Source organism: Vibrio sp. J383, assembly GCF_023503985.1.
GTDB classification, from domain to species: Bacteria; Pseudomonadota; Gammaproteobacteria; order Enterobacterales; family Vibrionaceae; genus Vibrio; species Vibrio splendidus.
Map to the genome: position 1 here is coordinate 1,527,829 of NZ_CP097293.1, position 16,560 is coordinate 1,544,388.

The 16,560-nt window shown below is 44.3% G+C and carries 17 protein-coding genes; 8 read left to right on the top strand and 9 right to left on the bottom strand.

Annotated features, from left to right (window positions below; all coding sequences use genetic code 11):
• Window positions 1-62: 62 nt before the first annotated feature.
• Window positions 63-1,517 carry a cardiolipin synthase gene (gene cls, locus M4S28_RS06935; protein WP_249632559.1) on the bottom strand — a complete coding sequence of 485 codons (1,455 nt, stop codon included), beginning with the start codon at window positions 1,515-1,517 and terminating at the stop codon, window positions 63-65.
• Between the two features lie 367 nt (window positions 1,518-1,884).
• On the opposite strand from cls, the gene M4S28_RS06940 reads away from it, so the two are divergent.
• From M4S28_RS06940 to M4S28_RS06955, 4 genes are all read left to right on the top strand, one after another.
• Window positions 1,885-3,318, top strand: coding sequence for a sodium-dependent transporter (locus M4S28_RS06940; protein ID WP_012604350.1), 1,434 nt, complete (start codon window positions 1,885-1,887; stop codon window positions 3,316-3,318).
• Window positions 3,319-3,499: 181 nt separating this feature from the next.
• The gene (locus M4S28_RS06945; RefSeq protein ID WP_249632560.1) at window positions 3,500-5,116 is read left to right on the top strand and encodes a methyl-accepting chemotaxis protein; all 1,617 of its coding nucleotides are present in this window, start codon (window positions 3,500-3,502) and stop codon (window positions 5,114-5,116) included.
• Window positions 5,117-5,295: 179 nt separating this feature from the next.
• Window positions 5,296-5,994 (top strand): TIGR01621 family pseudouridine synthase, encoded by a 699-nt coding sequence (locus M4S28_RS06950; protein ID WP_004734618.1) that lies wholly within the window; start codon window positions 5,296-5,298, stop codon window positions 5,992-5,994.
• A gap of 8 nt (window positions 5,995-6,002) precedes the next feature.
• Entirely contained in the window at window positions 6,003-6,956 is a 954-nt protein-coding gene (locus M4S28_RS06955) for a class I SAM-dependent methyltransferase (RefSeq protein WP_102441935.1), read from the top strand.
• 82 nt (window positions 6,957-7,038) lie between these two features.
• Here the strand turns inward: M4S28_RS06955 and M4S28_RS06960 are convergent, their stop codons facing one another.
• The 5 genes from M4S28_RS06960 to M4S28_RS06980 all read right to left on the bottom strand — a co-directional run bounded on the left by M4S28_RS06960 (window position 7,039) and on the right by M4S28_RS06980 (window position 11,976).
• Window positions 7,039-7,656, bottom strand: coding sequence for a CDP-alcohol phosphatidyltransferase family protein (locus tag M4S28_RS06960; RefSeq protein WP_017079012.1), 618 nt, complete (start codon window positions 7,654-7,656; stop codon window positions 7,039-7,041).
• Complete coding sequence (locus M4S28_RS06965; RefSeq protein WP_249632561.1) at window positions 7,646-8,296, bottom strand: ATP-binding cassette domain-containing protein; 651 nt, start codon at window positions 8,294-8,296, stop codon at window positions 7,646-7,648. The genes M4S28_RS06960 and M4S28_RS06965 overlap by 11 nt, the downstream gene beginning before the upstream one ends.
• Window positions 8,262-9,962, bottom strand: a complete 1,701-nt coding sequence (locus M4S28_RS06970; protein ID WP_249632562.1) for an ABC transporter permease — start codon at window positions 9,960-9,962, stop codon at window positions 8,262-8,264. The genes M4S28_RS06965 and M4S28_RS06970 overlap by 35 nt, the downstream gene beginning before the upstream one ends.
• Window positions 9,963-9,967: 5 nt before the next feature.
• Window positions 9,968-11,134, bottom strand: a complete 1,167-nt coding sequence (locus M4S28_RS06975; protein ID WP_249632563.1) for an ABC transporter substrate-binding protein — start codon at window positions 11,132-11,134, stop codon at window positions 9,968-9,970.
• 395 nt (window positions 11,135-11,529) lie between these two features.
• Complete coding sequence (locus M4S28_RS06980; RefSeq protein WP_029224504.1) at window positions 11,530-11,976, bottom strand: META domain-containing protein; 447 nt, start codon at window positions 11,974-11,976, stop codon at window positions 11,530-11,532.
• A 187-nt stretch (window positions 11,977-12,163) separates the two neighbouring features.
• Between M4S28_RS06980 and M4S28_RS06985 the strand changes: the two genes are divergently transcribed.
• On the top strand, window positions 12,164-12,427 hold the full coding sequence (locus M4S28_RS06985; RefSeq protein ID WP_017079017.1) for a DUF1289 domain-containing protein: 264 nt from the start codon (window positions 12,164-12,166) through the stop codon (window positions 12,425-12,427).
• A 109-nt stretch (window positions 12,428-12,536) separates the two neighbouring features.
• A complete protein-coding gene (locus M4S28_RS06990) occupies window positions 12,537-12,704 on the top strand; it encodes a hypothetical protein (protein ID WP_017079018.1) in 168 nt (55 codons plus the stop codon).
• A 72-nt stretch (window positions 12,705-12,776) separates the two neighbouring features.
• Here the strand turns inward: M4S28_RS06990 and M4S28_RS06995 are convergent, their stop codons facing one another.
• From M4S28_RS06995 to M4S28_RS07005, 3 genes are all read right to left on the bottom strand, one after another.
• A complete protein-coding gene (locus M4S28_RS06995; protein ID WP_249632707.1) occupies window positions 12,777-13,079 on the bottom strand; it encodes a thiamine-binding protein in 303 nt (100 codons plus the stop codon).
• A 142-nt stretch (window positions 13,080-13,221) separates the two neighbouring features.
• Window positions 13,222-13,443, bottom strand: a complete 222-nt coding sequence (locus M4S28_RS07000; protein ID WP_004734659.1) for a hypothetical protein — start codon at window positions 13,441-13,443, stop codon at window positions 13,222-13,224.
• Window positions 13,444-13,710: 267 nt separating this feature from the next.
• Window positions 13,711-14,949 carry a DEAD/DEAH box helicase gene (locus tag M4S28_RS07005; RefSeq protein WP_249632564.1) on the bottom strand — a complete coding sequence of 413 codons (1,239 nt, stop codon included), beginning with the start codon at window positions 14,947-14,949 and terminating at the stop codon, window positions 13,711-13,713.
• Between the two features lie 258 nt (window positions 14,950-15,207).
• Here M4S28_RS07005 and M4S28_RS07010 point away from each other — a divergent pair, with 258 nt between their 5' ends.
• Window positions 15,208-15,834, top strand: coding sequence for a LysE family translocator (locus M4S28_RS07010; protein ID WP_102533528.1), 627 nt, complete (start codon window positions 15,208-15,210; stop codon window positions 15,832-15,834).
• A 218-nt stretch (window positions 15,835-16,052) separates the two neighbouring features.
• Window positions 16,053-16,409 carry a hypothetical protein gene (locus M4S28_RS07015; RefSeq protein ID WP_004734656.1) on the top strand — a complete coding sequence of 119 codons (357 nt, stop codon included), beginning with the start codon at window positions 16,053-16,055 and terminating at the stop codon, window positions 16,407-16,409.
• Window positions 16,410-16,560 lie beyond the last annotated feature (151 nt).

The window sequence follows — 16,560 nt, forward strand, 5'->3', positions numbered from 1 at the left end:
TGTGAAAGGTCAAAAATCTGATAATCAGAGAGATATGAGTCGCAGTGGGTCCATTGATTGGATTACAGCAGGGGATTGAACAAATAGAACAATCGTTCGAAGAAGCGGTTACGTAAATTTCTCTGCTCCCATTGCTCCAATTCCACTGGATGAGATGATTCAATATAGGATTGCTGCAAATCAAACAGTTGCTTGGTGAAGTGTACGTCATCAACGGCTAGTGTCACTTCGAAGTTTAGCCAAAGGCTACGCATGTCGATATTGACCGTCCCGATTAAGCAAAACTCTTCATCAATCACTACCGATTTGGTGTGAAGAAGGCCACCGTAAAATTCGTAAATCTTAACGCCAGCTTCAAGTAACTCTGTATAGAAAGCACGAGAAGCCCATTTAACCATCAATGAATCGTTGTTGTGTGGAATGATCAGTTCGACGTTTACGCCCCTTTGCGCTGTCATTTTTAGCGTTTCTAACAAGTCGGCACTCGGTACAAAATAAGGCGTAGTGATGCGCACAGAACGATTGGCTTGATTAATAGCAATAGTCAGAACTTGTAGGATCAAATATTCCGGCATACCAGGACCAGACGGAACGACCTGAACCGGATGGTGCGTCATTACTTCTTCAATCGGGCATTCAGGTAAATCAGGAAGAATGCGTTCGCCTGTTTCTACTTCCCAATCCCAACCATGAATGGCCGAAAGCACGTTAACGGTTGGCCCAGTGACTCGGACCATTACGTCGATCCATTGACCAACGCCTGAACTCTGCTTGAAATGCGCCGGATCCACCATGTTCATTGAACCGGTATAGGCGATGGATTCATCAATCACGATGATCTTACGGTGCTGTCTTAGATCTAGGCGACGTAAGAAAATACGCCATGGGCTTACTTCTAATGCTTGAACAACTTGCACACCAGCGTCTTTCATCATTGAACGCCAATGGCTTTTGAAAAAGCGTGGACTACCTGCTGAATCGAGTAAAACCTTAACATCTACGCCACGCTTGGCCGCTCGAATCAGTGCAGAGGCTACGGAGTCGGTTAGGCCACCAGGATGCCAAATGTAGAAAACCATTTTGATACTGGTTTGTGCGTTTTCTATATCTTCGATAATTGCGTGCAGGATCTCATTGGGTGAAGCTTGCAGTGAAAGTGTGTTTCCACTAAGTGCAGGAATACCCATTCGATTATTACAAAGCTCATCAATCTTGTGGATTGGGGAGCCAACTTTACCTGGAAGGTGAACCTGACAATCATTTAATTGGCGGAACCAATCACCGAACGGAGTAAACATGCGATGTGCGCGCTCAGCCCGCTTTCTACCTAGGTTTAGCTCGCCGAAAAGGAAGTAACAGGCCACGCCAACAATCGGGATAATGTAGATAACCATCAACCACGCGAGAGAAACGCTGACAGAGCGTCGTTTTAGTACGACACGGAAAGTCACACCGGCGACGAGAACCCAGTACAAAGCAACGGAAGCTAAAGTTAAAAAATGGTAGAGCTTTTCCACATTGAATACTCGAAAAAAGAGACACTTAGATAGTAATGCTATTTTGAGGATATGGGAATTTAAGGAATCAACTATTTACAAAATAGAGCAAAAGCTGTAAACAGGTTATAGTTGTTAAGTTTTGGTTAACTTAAGAAGAAAACGATTGTTTTGTATAAAAAGACGGCATTTAACCATAAAAATTTACATTGGTAACGAAATATGTACGGTTCGGACTTCCAATTTTATTCTTAAACTGGTTTACTTGCCATACAACGAGCGTCAATCAAATCTTTTAAGTGTGTAAATTTTTTTATACACCTTATCTTTTAAAGACGCCACCCAAAGCAAAACACAACATCACACAACACAAAAGTTTGGAGTACACGTGGCTACTAGTAATACAACCACAACACCCCGCGATACCTGGGGTTCGAAGTTAGGATTCGTAATGGCTGCAGCAGGTTCTGCTGTTGGTCTAGGTAACATCTGGAAATTCCCTTACACAGCAGGCGAAAGTGGCGGCGGTGCATTCGTTGCAATTTACCTGTTTTTTGTAATCTTCATCGGTTTCAGTGTCATGCTGACTGAATTTGCGATTGGCCGTCATACGCAAAAATCAGCAGTAGGTGCATTTAAATCAACTGACCGTCGTTGGACGTTCGCTGGTGTTATCGGCGTAGTCAGTGGTCTACTTATCATGGGTTTCTACCCTGTAGTAGGTGGCTGGTCTATCGCTTACATCGGTAAAATTGCTGGTGGTCTACTAGACGCACCTGAGGCAATTGGTGACAGCTTCGGTGGCTTTATCTCAAACCCAGTTCAACCACTTATGTGGATGGGCCTATACCTACTACTTAACGTTGTTATCGTTATGAAGGGTATTTCTGGCGGTATTGAGAAAGCGGGTAAGATTCTGATGCCACTTCTTTTCATCATCCTTATCGTGGTATCAATCAAAGGCCTAATGCTTCCGGGCGCGATGGCTGGTCTTGAATTCCTATTCAGCCCTGATTTCTCTAAAGTAGACAGCGGTGTAATTCTAGCTGCACTAGGTCAAGCATTCTTCTCATTATCTCTTGGTATGGGTTGTATGTTGACTTACGGTTCTTACCTTAAGAAGAAAGAGAACCTAGTTCAAACTACAGCTATGGTTACGGCGATGGATACAGGCGTTGCTATCCTAGCTGGTGTTGCAATGTTCCCTGCAATGTTCGCATTTGGTATGGAACCTGCGGCGGGCCCTGGTCTAGTATTCGTTGTTGTTCCTCAGCTATTCGCTGAAATGGGCGGCGTAGTTGGTCTTCTATTTGCTCTAATGTTCTTCGTTGGTCTAAGTGTTGCGGCACTGACTTCTTCAGTATCTCTACTTGAAGTTGTGGTTTCGTACCTAATCGATGAGAAAGGCATGAAGCGTGTGACTGCAGTACTGTCTGCAAGTGTAGTAATGGCGATTCTATGTATCTTCGCTTCTCTATCACTTGGCGGCTTCGGTCCAACACTGTTTGGTACTGGTGCATTTGATATCTTCGACTTACTAACGGATAAAATCTTCCTAGCAGTTGGCGGTATGTTGGTATGTATCTTCGCTGGTTGGAGACTAAACCGTGCTGACCTAGAGAAAGAAATCACTAACGACGGTGAAGTATCTTTCCCACTATTCGGTCTATGGTACACACTTGTTAAGTACATCATCCCAGTAGCTATCGCTATCGTAGCGTTCATGGGTATCTCTTCTGGCTTCGACAGCGGTAAAGGTGCAATCATGCTACTAGGTATTGGTATCATTGCTGGCTCTGCGCTTATCTCTAAGAAGCTATAGCTCTTAGAAGCTACAATCGCGAGTTAAAGTAAGTTAAGAAACGGGAGCCATTGGCTCCCGTTTTTTTATGCTATTAACTTAATTATCAAAGAAAAATAAATACTTAAAGTTATTGGTCTGGTAGCCGATATAATGAAAAGTAATAGCTGATTGAGCTGTATTTTATTTAAGTAGGTGTTGTGTGAAATTGTCAGTTAGGAAGAAGTTGTACGCCGGGTTTGGCTCTATATTGGCGGTGCTTGTCACGTTAGTCGGTATTGTATGGATAGAAGTCATTGGGGCTCACAAGAGCGCTGATGAAATTAGGATGGATGATGTACCGGGAACGGTGACCTACCTTGTATTGATAGATGAAGCCGGGGATGTTTATCGCGATGCACTTGGTGCGATTACTCAGGCCGACAATGCGCTTAATGATTATCGAACCAACAAGAATGAATTTGCTCAGGCTATTAAAGAAGCAAAACGTTTAGAGAGTAGAGGTTCAGAAGACCATCGCCGTATTGAGCGAATTGAAGACCTGATGGGGCGCTTTACTCAAGAGTTTGAATCTAAGCTTGTACCTATGATCAACGATGAGTCTGCGCTGTTATCGAATATCCAGCAGCTTCGCTCCTTATATGAGAGCAATCTAATCCCGGTTGAAAACTTACTGGATCAAGCGTCTGCAAGTGAGCGTGCCGATACAGAACAATCGCTGCTTGTATTAACCGATTCGTTTACCACCATCGAACGCACTATCATGGTGTTGTCTGCCATTGCGATTGTGTTTGGTTGTGTGATTGCGTATGTATTGTCTAGCTCTATTACTAACCGTCTAACTCGTGTTGAACAAGTTGCGCGACGCGTGGCAAATGGCGACCTTACCGCTGGAGATATTGTTGATAATTCTGGCGATGAATTGGCCGATCTTGCTACGTCGATTAACCAAATGCAGAAATCTTTGGTCGACCTATTGGGTTCAATCTCTTCTGTGACGAACCAAGTTCAATCGGTGACCGGTGAGCTATCATCAATCAGTCAAGACATCGTTTCTGGTGCCTCTGCGCAAGCTGATAAAGCTAACCTGATTGCGACTGCCGCAGAAGAGCTAAGCTTGACTATTTCGGAAGTCGCTCAGCAAGGTACTTCTACTTATGAAGAGGCGCGTCGCTCAGAAACGTCAGCAGAAGATGGCCGTAACGTGATTGTTGAAATGGTGGCAAGTATCCAACAAGTGTCGACTCAAATGAGCGACATGTCGGTACAAATGAATACGCTAGGTTCACATGGTGAACAGATTGGCAGCGTTATTAAGGTAATCGAGGACATCGCTGGGCAAACCAATCTACTGGCGCTGAATGCTGCGATTGAAGCGGCACGTGCTGGTGAGTTTGGACGTGGCTTTGCAGTGGTTGCTGATGAAGTACGAGCACTGGCAGAGAGAACGACCAAAGCGACTCAAGAAGTGTCTGGTATCATTCAGTCGATTCAATCTGGTACGCAAGAAGCGGTGACTTACACTCAAGATAACTGTCGTCTAGTTGAGATTGGTGTTGAGCAAAGCTCTGGCGCAGTTTCGGCGCTAGAAGCGATTGTAAGTGGTGCTGGCAATGTACAAAGCATGGTCAACTCTATCGCGACAGCGGCAGAAGAACAGACAGCGGTGACCAAAGAAATTGCAGCGGATATTACGGCGATCAGTGATATTTCTGAGCAGTCTTTGCAATTAGCGACTCGCAGCTCTGAAAATACCTCAGGCTTGAACGCTAAAGTTGCTGAGCTAGAAGCATTAGTCGGTAAGTTCAAACTCGCGTAGGGCGGGTGGCTTTGTTCTATTTTCCGAATGCCAATAGAACAAAGACCAAGCACTGATCGCTACTTGCTGAAAAGAAGCCCAATGATTCAATATTTATTGAGTGAGTTGGGCTTTTTCGTAGCTGGAATCTGGGTTCAGACACGGTATACTCCACGTTCTACAATGGAGCTAGCCTTTAAATGTTCGACATTCTTCTGAACCACTCTGATTTTTTACTCATAAACAAACATCCTGGCGTCAGCGTCCATAAAGACGATGGTGATACCATGTTGTTGCAAGAAGTTGCTAAAGCAATCAACGAGCCGAAGCTATACCTAGTCCATCGTCTCGATAAAATGACATCAGGTATTCTACTGCTGGCAAAAAATGCTTCGGCAGCAAGTGAGCTTTCACAGCTGTTCGCAAAGCGTGAAGTCGAGAAGTACTACCTTGCGATTGGTTCGAAGAAGCCTAAGAAAAAGCAGGGGCTGATTTCAGGAGATATGGAGCGTTCACGACGCTCGAGCTGGAAGTTACTGACAAGCAAAGAAAACCCAGCGATTACCCAGTTTTTATCTGCAACGGCTGAACCCGGTGAGCGTCTATTTTTATGTAAACCCTATACGGGGCGAACTCACCAGATCCGTGTCGCGATGAAGTCGATCGGCTCAGCCATTGTTGGTGACCCTATTTATAATCCATCGAGTGAGGCTGATAGAGGTTATCTGCATGCCTTCGCGATTCGATTTACCTATCAATCACAAGCCTACGAATATGTCTGCGATCCAAGAAGCCTAAACTCCTTGGGTGAGAAGTGGCATCAAGAGATCGTGTCTAATGGTTTAGACAACTGGCTTGAACCTTGGTCATTAACTTGGCCAAAGCTAAACACTAAGTGAGTGAAATAATGGAAGCATCAGCTTTACCTCTGTTTTTTAGTCATATTGAACAGCAACTTAATGAAGTGCCGAATGAACTACGCCGTATTTTTCACGGTCGTGGTAAGTTTTGGCCAGGCCTAGATCAACTGACATGTGATTGGGTTGATGGGCAGTTATTAGTTAACGTATTCAAAGAAGTGGATGACGAATTCTTATCATCTCTTAAAGCTGGATTGGTTGATTTGACTAATAAAGACATCTGGCAAGCAAAGCTGGGCACAAGTATTGTTCTGCAACATCGTTATGCCGATGGTGCGCCGTCAGAGGTTTTATGGGGTGAACTCAATGACTCACCCGTTGTGGTTGAGCACGGTCTTAAGTACCAGTTAGACATTGGCCGTAATCAGAACTTTGGTTTGTTCCTCGACATGCGTAATGGTCGTCAGTGGGTACAAGACAATGCCAAGGATAAGAATGTTCTTAACCTGTTCGCATACACTTGTGGTTTCTCTGTCGCGGCTATCGCTGGTGGCGCTCGCCAATGCATGAACGTAGATATGTCGCGCGGCTCTCTAAATAAAGGCCGTGATAACCACCGCTTGAATGATCACGACATGCGCTCGGTTAACTTCCTTGGTTACGATATCTTTAAGTCGTGGGGGAAAATCAAGAAGGGCGGCCCTTACGAGCTAGTTATCATTGATCCGCCTTCGTTCCAAAAAGGCAGCTTTGCTCTAACCAAAGATTACAAAAAGATCTTACGTCGCTTGCCTGATCTTCTAACAGAAGGCGGAGAAGTGATTGCTTGTGTTAACTCACCAGCAGTATCGCCAAACTTCCTAATTGAGACGATGGCAGAAGAAGCGCCAAGCGTTGAATTCATTGAGCGTCTGGACAACCCACCTGAGTTTGTCGATGTCGATCTTGATTCAAGCTTGAAGGTGTTGAGGTTTAAAATTAGCGCTTCTGCAGATGCCTAATTAGGTTTAAGTATTAGCTAGAATATAACACCGCCGCTCATCTGAGCGGCGTTTTTGTTTATGAGGAATGCAGAAATTCACACTAGTTGTTTTGATTCTTGAGTGTCTGAAACCCAAAATAAATGCGCATAAACGTAGTCAGCCAACACGCAGCGCCAAAGGTATAAGCGATAACTGCAAAGTGTTGAGGCCAAATACAGAAAGCAATGAAACACGCGATGGTTTCTGTACCTTCGGTTAACCCCGACATGTAATAGAGAGACTTATGTTTATAGACTGGGTTTTCAATGCCTCGCTTACCAGCCATAACCGCAAACGCTAAAAAGCTGCTGCCTGTGCCGATAAAAGAGAAAATCAAAAATGCACCGGCAATGGCGTTGTGTTCTGGGTTGGCGATAACAAAGCCAAAGGGGATTAATGAGTAGAAAAGAAAATCGAGGCTGATGTCGAGGAAACCGCCCGCATCACTAATGCCTTGGATTCGAGCCAAGGCCCCATCAAGCCCGTCACAAACCCTGTTAAATACAATAAACCCCAACGCCCATTCGTATTGTTGAAATGCCAATGCTGGAAACGCTAAACATCCAACCAGAAACCCAAACAGGGTGGTTTGGTTGGCTGTGATGCCGAATCTATTAAGTAGTTTGGCTGATTGATTTAATGGCCACTTAATGACCTTAATAGAGTACTTATCCAGCATGGTTACTTCTCCATGGCCAAGACAGAACTTTTGCCCCTTGAGGCACATCGGTTTGGTCGTGCGTCACCATTAATGTCGGAATATTTGCCTTAATGAGTTGCTCAAATACCCAGTCGCGAAACTGGGCTCTGAGTTCTTGGTCGAGCTTACTAAACGGCTCATCAAGCAACGCCAATTTCGGTTTCGCCAATAGCATACGAGTTAAGCTAATTCTCGCTCGCTGGCCGCCAGATATTTGGTCGGGAAACGACTCAGCCAAGCGGGTCAGTTCAATGTCTTTTAATGCTTCCATTGCTTGTTGCTGGCGATCTGAACCCTTAACCGAGTTTGGTAACGAAAAGGCCAAGTTCTCCCATACTTTTAGGTGTGGAAACAACAAGTCGTCTTGAAACAGAATACCAACTTCACGCTGATGTGATGGGAGATCGTCTAGTTGAATATCGTTCAAAATAACGGTGCCAGAGTATGAGAACTCGTCATTTAGGTGACCCGCGATGGCATCTAACAAAGTCGATTTTCCGCAGCCACTTGGCCCCATCAACGCCAATATTTGGCCTGATTCTAATGTTACGTTTAGCGCTGAAAACAGCGATTCGCCACCGTTTTTATGGATGGCGAGGTCGTTGAGGTGCAGACTCATTAGTAAGAAAACCTTTAAAAGTAAGACGGCGATATCTAAGTTGAAGTCGGCTGACTAATATCGCTAAAGAGAAAAAGAACAGAGGCAACAAGGCCTGCCAAATGGCATAAATTGCGGTTACCCTGCGGTCGAAACCACTGGTTAGGGCAACGGCTTCTGTGGTGATGGTGCTAATACGACCAGCACCGAGCATCAATGTCGGTAAGTACTGAGCCAAACTCACACTGATCCCAACCGCCCAAGCGAAGGCGATGGCAGGCAGTAATATAGGCAGCTTGATCGAATACCAGCTTTGAAATGGCGATTTACCCAAGCTCAGTGAAGCTTTTATCAGCCCATCGTTGAAGCTTTTCCAAGGGCCGTCTAGAGACAAATACACAAATGGGAAGGCGAAGAATACGTGTGCCCAAATTACCCAAAAGTCATAGGCGCTGCTGCCGATATAAAGCGTGGTCACTTGCATGCCGAACAATACCGAGAGTTGAGGTATCAACATGGGAATCGCGATAATAAAGCCCGGAACTTGCCACTTGTATTTGATTCGGTACTCATGAGCTACCAGCGCGAGTAATAAAGCAACGGAAGCAGCAATCAGACCAATCCATAAGCTTTGACCAACGGTGTTCATGATGCCATCCCACTCGAATTCCCAGAAGCGCATGCTGTAGCGGCTAGGCAGTAAATCAGGGAAGCGCCAGCGCTGAGCAAAACTCCAGATAATCATCAAAGGAATGATCGTCAGTGACAAAGCTGCAAGAGCTGTGAATACGGTTTTCCCCGGTAAGTTAGCCCCTGTTCTTCCTGAATACTGCCACGTTCGAAAATATTTAAGAATTGCCCATTCAACTAATCGCGCCAAGGCGATGATCAACGAAGCCAAGCCAAACAAAACGATCGCACCAGCAGCAGCTCGTGGTAGTAGATTAAGATCTGGATCGTTGAACCATTGCCATACCAAAACGGCAAAAGTCGGTGGGTTGGTTGGGCCAATGATCAGAGCGATGTCGACAACCGATACGCTATAGGCGAGCACAGCCAGCATTGGGAAGCGAAGCTTAGTAAACCATTGCGGGAAAATACACTTCCACCAGATCTGAGCGCGGCTGTAACCGAGTGATGCACTCACCTTAGTGATACGTTCTACATCGATTTGTTGAAGTATCGATATGCTCATCAGCAACAAGAAAGGAACTTCTTTGAGTGCGAGCATAATGATTAGGCCAAACGCGTAAGGATCTTTGATCAGCAAAGCCAATTCAGAGCTTGTAGCCGATTCATCAAGTAAGTGGTGTACGGCTCTTGCTCCAAGGCCTGTTGGGCTAAACAAAAAAGCAAAGCCGATAGCGAAAGCCACATGCGGAATGGCAAGCATTGGCGATAGCGTTAGCTCAATCTTTCTCCAAAACTTGTTTCCCCAAGAAGCCTGAAGAATACAAAAGGTCAGGAAGCAGGCAATGTAGCTGCTGGCGACCGCTGAACCTAGGCTTAAGCCAATAGAGTGCCAAGCCCCTTCCCATTGAAAGACTTGGCTAAAACCGTTGAGTGTTGGCTCGTCTAAACCTAAGGGCGGGATGAAACTCAGTGACGAAGCCACGACTCCCGCTACCCCAGGAATGGTTGGGATGATACATACCGCTATAACAACAAAATATAGAGCGCGTAGCATGCAGACTAGTTACCGTATCGCTTAAGCCACTCTTTCTCGAGCGCATTTTGCCAACTAGGATGCGGTTCATCAATCGATTTAAATTGCTGAGTATTTTTAGCGCTGCCGGTTAAGTACTTACTGCTCAATACAGAAGGGTCACCCCAAACATTGAGGTCACCTTTGCGAGATTGTGCTTCTGGGCTCAACAAGAAGTTGATGGTCACTTGAGCACCCGCGGTTGCATTGGCATTCCAAGGAATCGCAAGGAAGTGAATGTTAGACAGAGCGCCGCTTTCTAACGCATAAGTCTTGGTAGTTTCCGCTAGGCGGCCACTTGATTGTGCTGAATATACAGAGTTTGGATTGAACGTAATCGCGAGGTCGAGCTGTCCGTCATCCAGAAGTTGAATGCTTTCAGATGTACCTGCAGGAAATTGCTTTCCGCCTCTCCATGCCACTTTATGGAATTTATCTAAGTAAGCCCACAGTGGTTCCGTAACGTCTTGGAAGGTATCTTCTGAAACGGGTTTAGCAAGCGCAGGACTGTTGTTTGTTAGTTCAATCAGTAGAGACTTAATGAAGCTCGTACCGTGAAACTCTGGTGGGCGCGGGTAGCTTAAGCGATTCGGGAATGCCTGAGCGTAGCTCAACATCTCTGAAAACGATTGTGGCGGATTGTGCAGTGTTTCTTGGTCGTGGATGAAGACAAGTTGCCCAACGCCCCAAGGTGCCTCCAAGCCTTCTGTTGGCTCCGAGAAATCGACATCGATCGGCAAAGACTTATCCACGTACTGCCAGTTTGGAAGTGTTTGAGTGAATGGTCCAAACAACAAGGCATTTTCTTTCATTGAACGGAAATTCTCGCCGTTAATCCAGACGATATCGACACTGCCTTCAGTGTTCTTTCCTGCCGCCTTTTCTGCGAGTAAGCGAGTGGTAGTTTCTGCAATATCGGTTACTTTCACATGTTTTAAGGTAACACCGTACTCGCTTTGTAATTTCTTACCCGCCCACTGTAGGTAACGATTGATTTCTTGGCTACCGCCCCAAGCGTGAAAGTAGACAGTTTGTCCTTCTGCCTGCTGTTCGATTTGGTTCCAGTTATTGGTTGATGTTGCTTCATCAGCATAAATGGTTGCGCTGTATGCAACGGTTGCCATGATTCCTAACGTACTTACTATCTTGTTCATAAACTTTTCCATTTGGTAGTGAACGGGTAAGAGCATTGTTATTTAGAACTCCCTACAGTTATTCTATCTGTTTCTGAAATAATTTCTAATTCAACAGTAAATTCAATCAATTACTTGAGAACAAGCAGGGAGGGCGTGCTGGTCTTTTTTGGTTAGACTTTGTTCGATATGCGACCGTCTCAAAAGCTCGACAGACTCTAGGCTCTTACCATCCTAGCAATAGACCGATAAACCAGTGAATTTATTGCATCTAAATGAGAGATATTTGAGGTTTATTGGAGGTTGGTACGAAAAGTAGGCGATGAGTGTTAATTTTGAAGGTGTTGTGAGGGTAAGCAGGCAATAAAAAAGGAGCCATGAAAGCTCCTTTAATCAATATCTATTTCGAGAAAGGATTAGTTTACCCAATCACGAATTGTGTACGTTAGCGTGTGTACATCGTTTTTCAGTACTAGCGTATCGTTTGTTAGGGTTACGTCGCTCCACTCGCTTAGAGTAGCAGAAACCGACTGTTCGATTTCCATCGCAGAGCCGTGACACATTTTCATTGTCATGCCCATTTGCTTGATACGGAATTGACCGTCTTTCAGCTCGCCTTGGCCGAAGAAGTTGTTACAACCAGCCATGCCGTTTGCAGTCATCTTTTCGCCGATCTCTAGACGAGGAGCTGCTTGGTCTTCGCTTTTCGCAATGTCCTTGCCATCAATTTGCGCAAGTTCCCAATTATGGTGCTGTAGATCGGTTGGTGTTACTTGCATCGCGTTGTCACCTGTTGTTGTGCATGCTGCTAGCATCATAGGTAAAGCGGCTACTGCTAGTAATTTTTTTGAACTAAACTTCATATTATAAGGCTCCAAAGGAAAGAACGAAGTTACCGAATAAGTGTAACTTGATGGGTTCAAAGTATAGTTTACAAAACACTATATGTGTCAGTATAAGGTCATAGTTTAGTATGTATTTCACGAGCTGGGCGACAAATTAATCGCTTATTTTTTAATTAGTAAGCTCGATTTTGATGTGTAAGGAGGCATGGTGGAGCAGTTAGAGTTTTTCCAGGTTCCAAGCCCTTGCGTTGGGGTTTGCTCAAGCGATGATAAAGGCTATTGCAATGGTTGTATGCGCAAAAGAGAAGAGCGCTTTAATTGGATGTCGATGACTCCGTCAGAACAATTGCACGTGATTAAGCTGTGTCGTCAGCGCTATCGAAGGAAGATAATGAAGCAAAAAAACTTGGTTGGTAAGTCGGTCGACGAAGAGGGAAATACAAGTCCCCAAAGAGATCTTTTCGGTTAAAGAGGAAGTATCAAGATTTTATTTAACTCCGAAGTAACTATTACTTTACATAATGGTTGGGGTGTAATATTAAGGTAGGTACCTTTGTACCAGAAGGAGTGATGTCGGTATGAATAAAAAGAACGTAAAACTCAAAAAAGAACCGGTTAAAGCACTGGATCGAAAAAACATTGGGGCGAAAAATGACCCTGAAGAGAGCCCGCGTGATTGGCATTCGATGTCAGAAGAAGAACGAATGGAAATCCTTTCACACCTTTCAGACATGCCTTTTCAATAACATCACTGGTTCTTCAGAGTCTTTCTAACCCCTGTTTTCTTAAATAAACAGCTTTCTGAAATAAACATATTGCTAAACAAACATGTGATTCGCTTTCGTTACACCACGATGGTATGTACAAAATGTATCATCGGCTTCGGTGGTCTTACTATGAATCTTAATGTTGGTTATCATTTCTACAGCCCCTGCATCGTAACAAGCTTGCTCTGCCTTTTTAACGATATCGAGTAAGTGATTGAGTTCACCTTTCATAGTGGTTTCCATCGCACCAACTTGGAAAGGGACATCGGCTGCTTTCACTACTTCAATGGCTTTATCAACTACTTCGAAGTTGTTGCCTTCTTTAACGCGAGGGATAACTTGGAAGGCAACCATCACTTCTTTTTCTCTTTTTAACTCAGACACTTTCTGCTTACTCAATGATAGGGATTTGTTGCAGATGATAGGTTAATGCGGAGATAAATTCTACAGTGGTTATGCTGCTTTATTTAAGGCACGAGTGACTGGAGATATCGGACTACTTACTACCCCAGTGGTCGCTAACCCAACCACCAATATGCTCATCAAAATGACTACCACTGAACCTCTGGTTGCGTTCCACCGAGGTATCACAGTCGTCTTTGTTGTCGATTAGGTTTTGTATGTAGTTTGCCATTGGGTCATTGGAACTCTGACGATCTCGGCGAGTAGCCACTTCCTTAATCAGTTGTAATCGATATGTAGAGCTTGCACGTTTCATTTCAATGACCTCCCGGTTTTTAGACACTAATAGAAAAATCTAGTTGCCAGATATAGGGGCGTCAACGTGATCAGAAAGTATTTTTTTTGAGCAACCAAGAATCAATACCTTGGCTTCATAATTCACAAAAGTGTCATTTAAATTGGCATTTTTTCTGAGTCGATAGGTTGTAATTTTATATCTGATTGCATATAAAAAGCCCAGTACAAACTGGGCTAATCGATTTTCTATGGTTATTTTGAAGAGCTGGCTATTTTGAAGAGCTGGCTATTTCGAAGAACTTGGCTTGCTCTTAAATTGCTTAGCACTTTTCTTCTTTGCGGTTCTTCGGTTAGCCATTTTGTCTTTAGGTGGACGTTTGCGAGCTGTGGCTTCAGATGCAGGTTTGTCTGTAACAGGGAAACCTTCTAATGCTTGCAGCACAAGAGGCTTATTGGTCAGAGTACGAATCGCATTCAAGTAATCAGTTTCGCTGTGACTAACCAGAGAGATAGCGCAACCAGTGCTTCCTGCTCTTGCTGTGCGACCAACTCGGTGTACGTAAGTTGCGGAGTGTGTCGGCAAATCAAAATTAATCACGACAGGCAGCTGATCAATATGGATGCCGCGAGCCATCACATCAGTCGCGATAAGCACACGGGTCTCGCCATTTTTGAAACTCTCTAATGCTTGCTCTCGTTCTTCTTGGCTCTTATTTCCGTGTAACGCACTCACATTGATTTTGGATTTATTCAATCGCTTGGTTAATGCGTCGGCATTGTCTTTCGCACCAATGAACACCAATACTTGCGGCCATGGGCTCTGATGAAGTAGGGCGATAAGCGCTTGAGCCTTACTGCCTTTGTTCACTAAATACAGAGTTTCTTCAATAGTCGCGACCACGCTGTTTTCTTGGTGTGTCGTGACTTTAACTGGGTTTGAAAGAAGCAGCTCAGCCTGACTAACCAACTCTGGCGGAAGTGTCGCAGAGAACAACAGTGACTGACGTTTGCTCGGTAGTGCTGCAGTAATCGCTTGAATATCGGGCCAAAAACCCATGTCGATCAGGCGGTCGGCTTCATCAAGAACCAATGATACGCACTGAGTTACATCCAGTTCGCTACTTTTGATTAAAGCAAGTAGACGCCCCGGAGTAGCGATTGCTAATTGCGGTTGGGTTAGTAATTGTTGCTGTTGATCATCAGTATTCACGCCACCGGTTAAGGTTACCAATTTGATATTGAGCGCTGTCGCGACCGGCTCTAAAGATTCAGTCACTTGAGACGCGAGTTCACGTGTCGGGACGATGATAAGCGCTTGCAGTCCATTCACATCATGGTTGATGTTGTTCAGTAAGGGTAAGCCGAACGCCAATGTTTTTCCGCTACCCGTTTGAGCCAACGCAAGTACGTCTTTACCCGCAATAATTGATGGAATTACCGCTTGTTGTATCTCAGTCGGTTTGTCGAATTGAGAAGGGATCGCTGTGACGGTTTTTGCGTTAAGGGTGAGGTTATCAAATGACATAAATGAACCAAGTATCAAAATGGAGGTGGAGTCTAACAGGGCTATAAATGTTAGAGAATGAGTTTTGCTGCGTTACAGGATAAACGGGTGAATTATACACGTTAAATTTAAGCGTTATCCATACAACTGAACTAAGGCAAGCGAGCTAAGCCAAGCTAATTAAACGTTGGGCATATTGTAATGGTATTGAATGGACGTACAATACCCGCCCTAAAACGATCAAGTATGACTAGGAAGCTTTAAGGAAATGAGAGCGAAATGAGTTGGGAAAGTATCTGGCTGTTTATTATCATCGTGTTTTTTATTGCCATCATTCCAGGCCCAAATGCTTTGTTGGTATTGAGTACGGCTTTAACTCAAAGAAAGTTGTTTGCGTTTATTAACGTGTTGGGTGTGTCATGCGGGTTCTTATTTCATGCGTTTGTTTCTGCGAATGGCATGAGCTTACTGTTATCTAAGACTCCAATGGCCTTTGAGGGACTGAAGTGGGCGGGTGTCTTGTACTTAGTCTGGCTTGGTTATAATCACTTTCGAGCGGCACTGCGAGCTCAAGAGGGTGTACTTGCTATAGTGAGTGCATCGGGCAGTAAGCTCTATAACCAGTTTTTCAAAGGACTCATCACTAATCTACTGAATCCTAAAATCGTTCTGTTCTACCTTTCGATATTCCCTCAGTTTGTTTCTAAGGATCACATTGTGTCCGACAGTTTAATGCTGGGCGCGATACAGGCGACAGTGGTTGCGACATGGTTTTTGGTTGTCATTTTGATGGCTGATACGTTTAAGAGATTATTGACGAAAAAGCGCACGTCTCAATGGATGAACATTGTGTGCGGGTTGTTGTTTGTTGGCTTCAGTATTCAGTTGGCGCTGTTTCAGCTTTAGGGTTCATAGCTAACAATCGCACCCCTAGCATATACGACTCATATCTCACTTTTTACTGAATGCTCAGCAATCCTTGTTTCTGTTCATAAATCTCTAAAGCATTAGCTCGTAAAGTCGATATAATGGTCAGCTATCAATTCGGTGAATGTGTTCGTTCGAAATCCAATTGAAGCTAAAGGCTATTGCTTTACCGAATAAACAGAGACAGGGAGTCACAGATGAGTGAAGAGTTATTCACCCAGAAACGCAAATATTATCGCTTGAAGTACCCAAAAAAGGCACGTCCAGTGATGCGAATTAAGGATGAGCTTTTTCATGTGAGTGAAGTGTCTGAAAAAGGTGTGCGCTTGATGATGCGTAACATCATTCCTGTTTATCGAGGCTTCTCAATGGCGGGCAGTTTAAGACTGCACGATAACAACACCATTGATATTAGTGGTGCAGTGCTGCGACAAGAAGGCGATGAAGTAATCGTTCAGTTGTTAGAAGGACCAAGCTTCAAAGATATGGTGTCAGAACAAAGACACATTAGACAAAGATACCCAGTATTTTTTGCTAGCCTCAGAGTGGCATAAAAAGCTTTTAAAGTTAGATGCCTTAAAGCCCAAGTCATTCATTCAGATCCGATATTAAAAAAGCCCAGCACTTTCACAAGTGCTGGGCTTTGCTATATATGTAAGCAAACTAACTATACGGACAAACTAAGGCGCTTAGCCTGTCTATGGT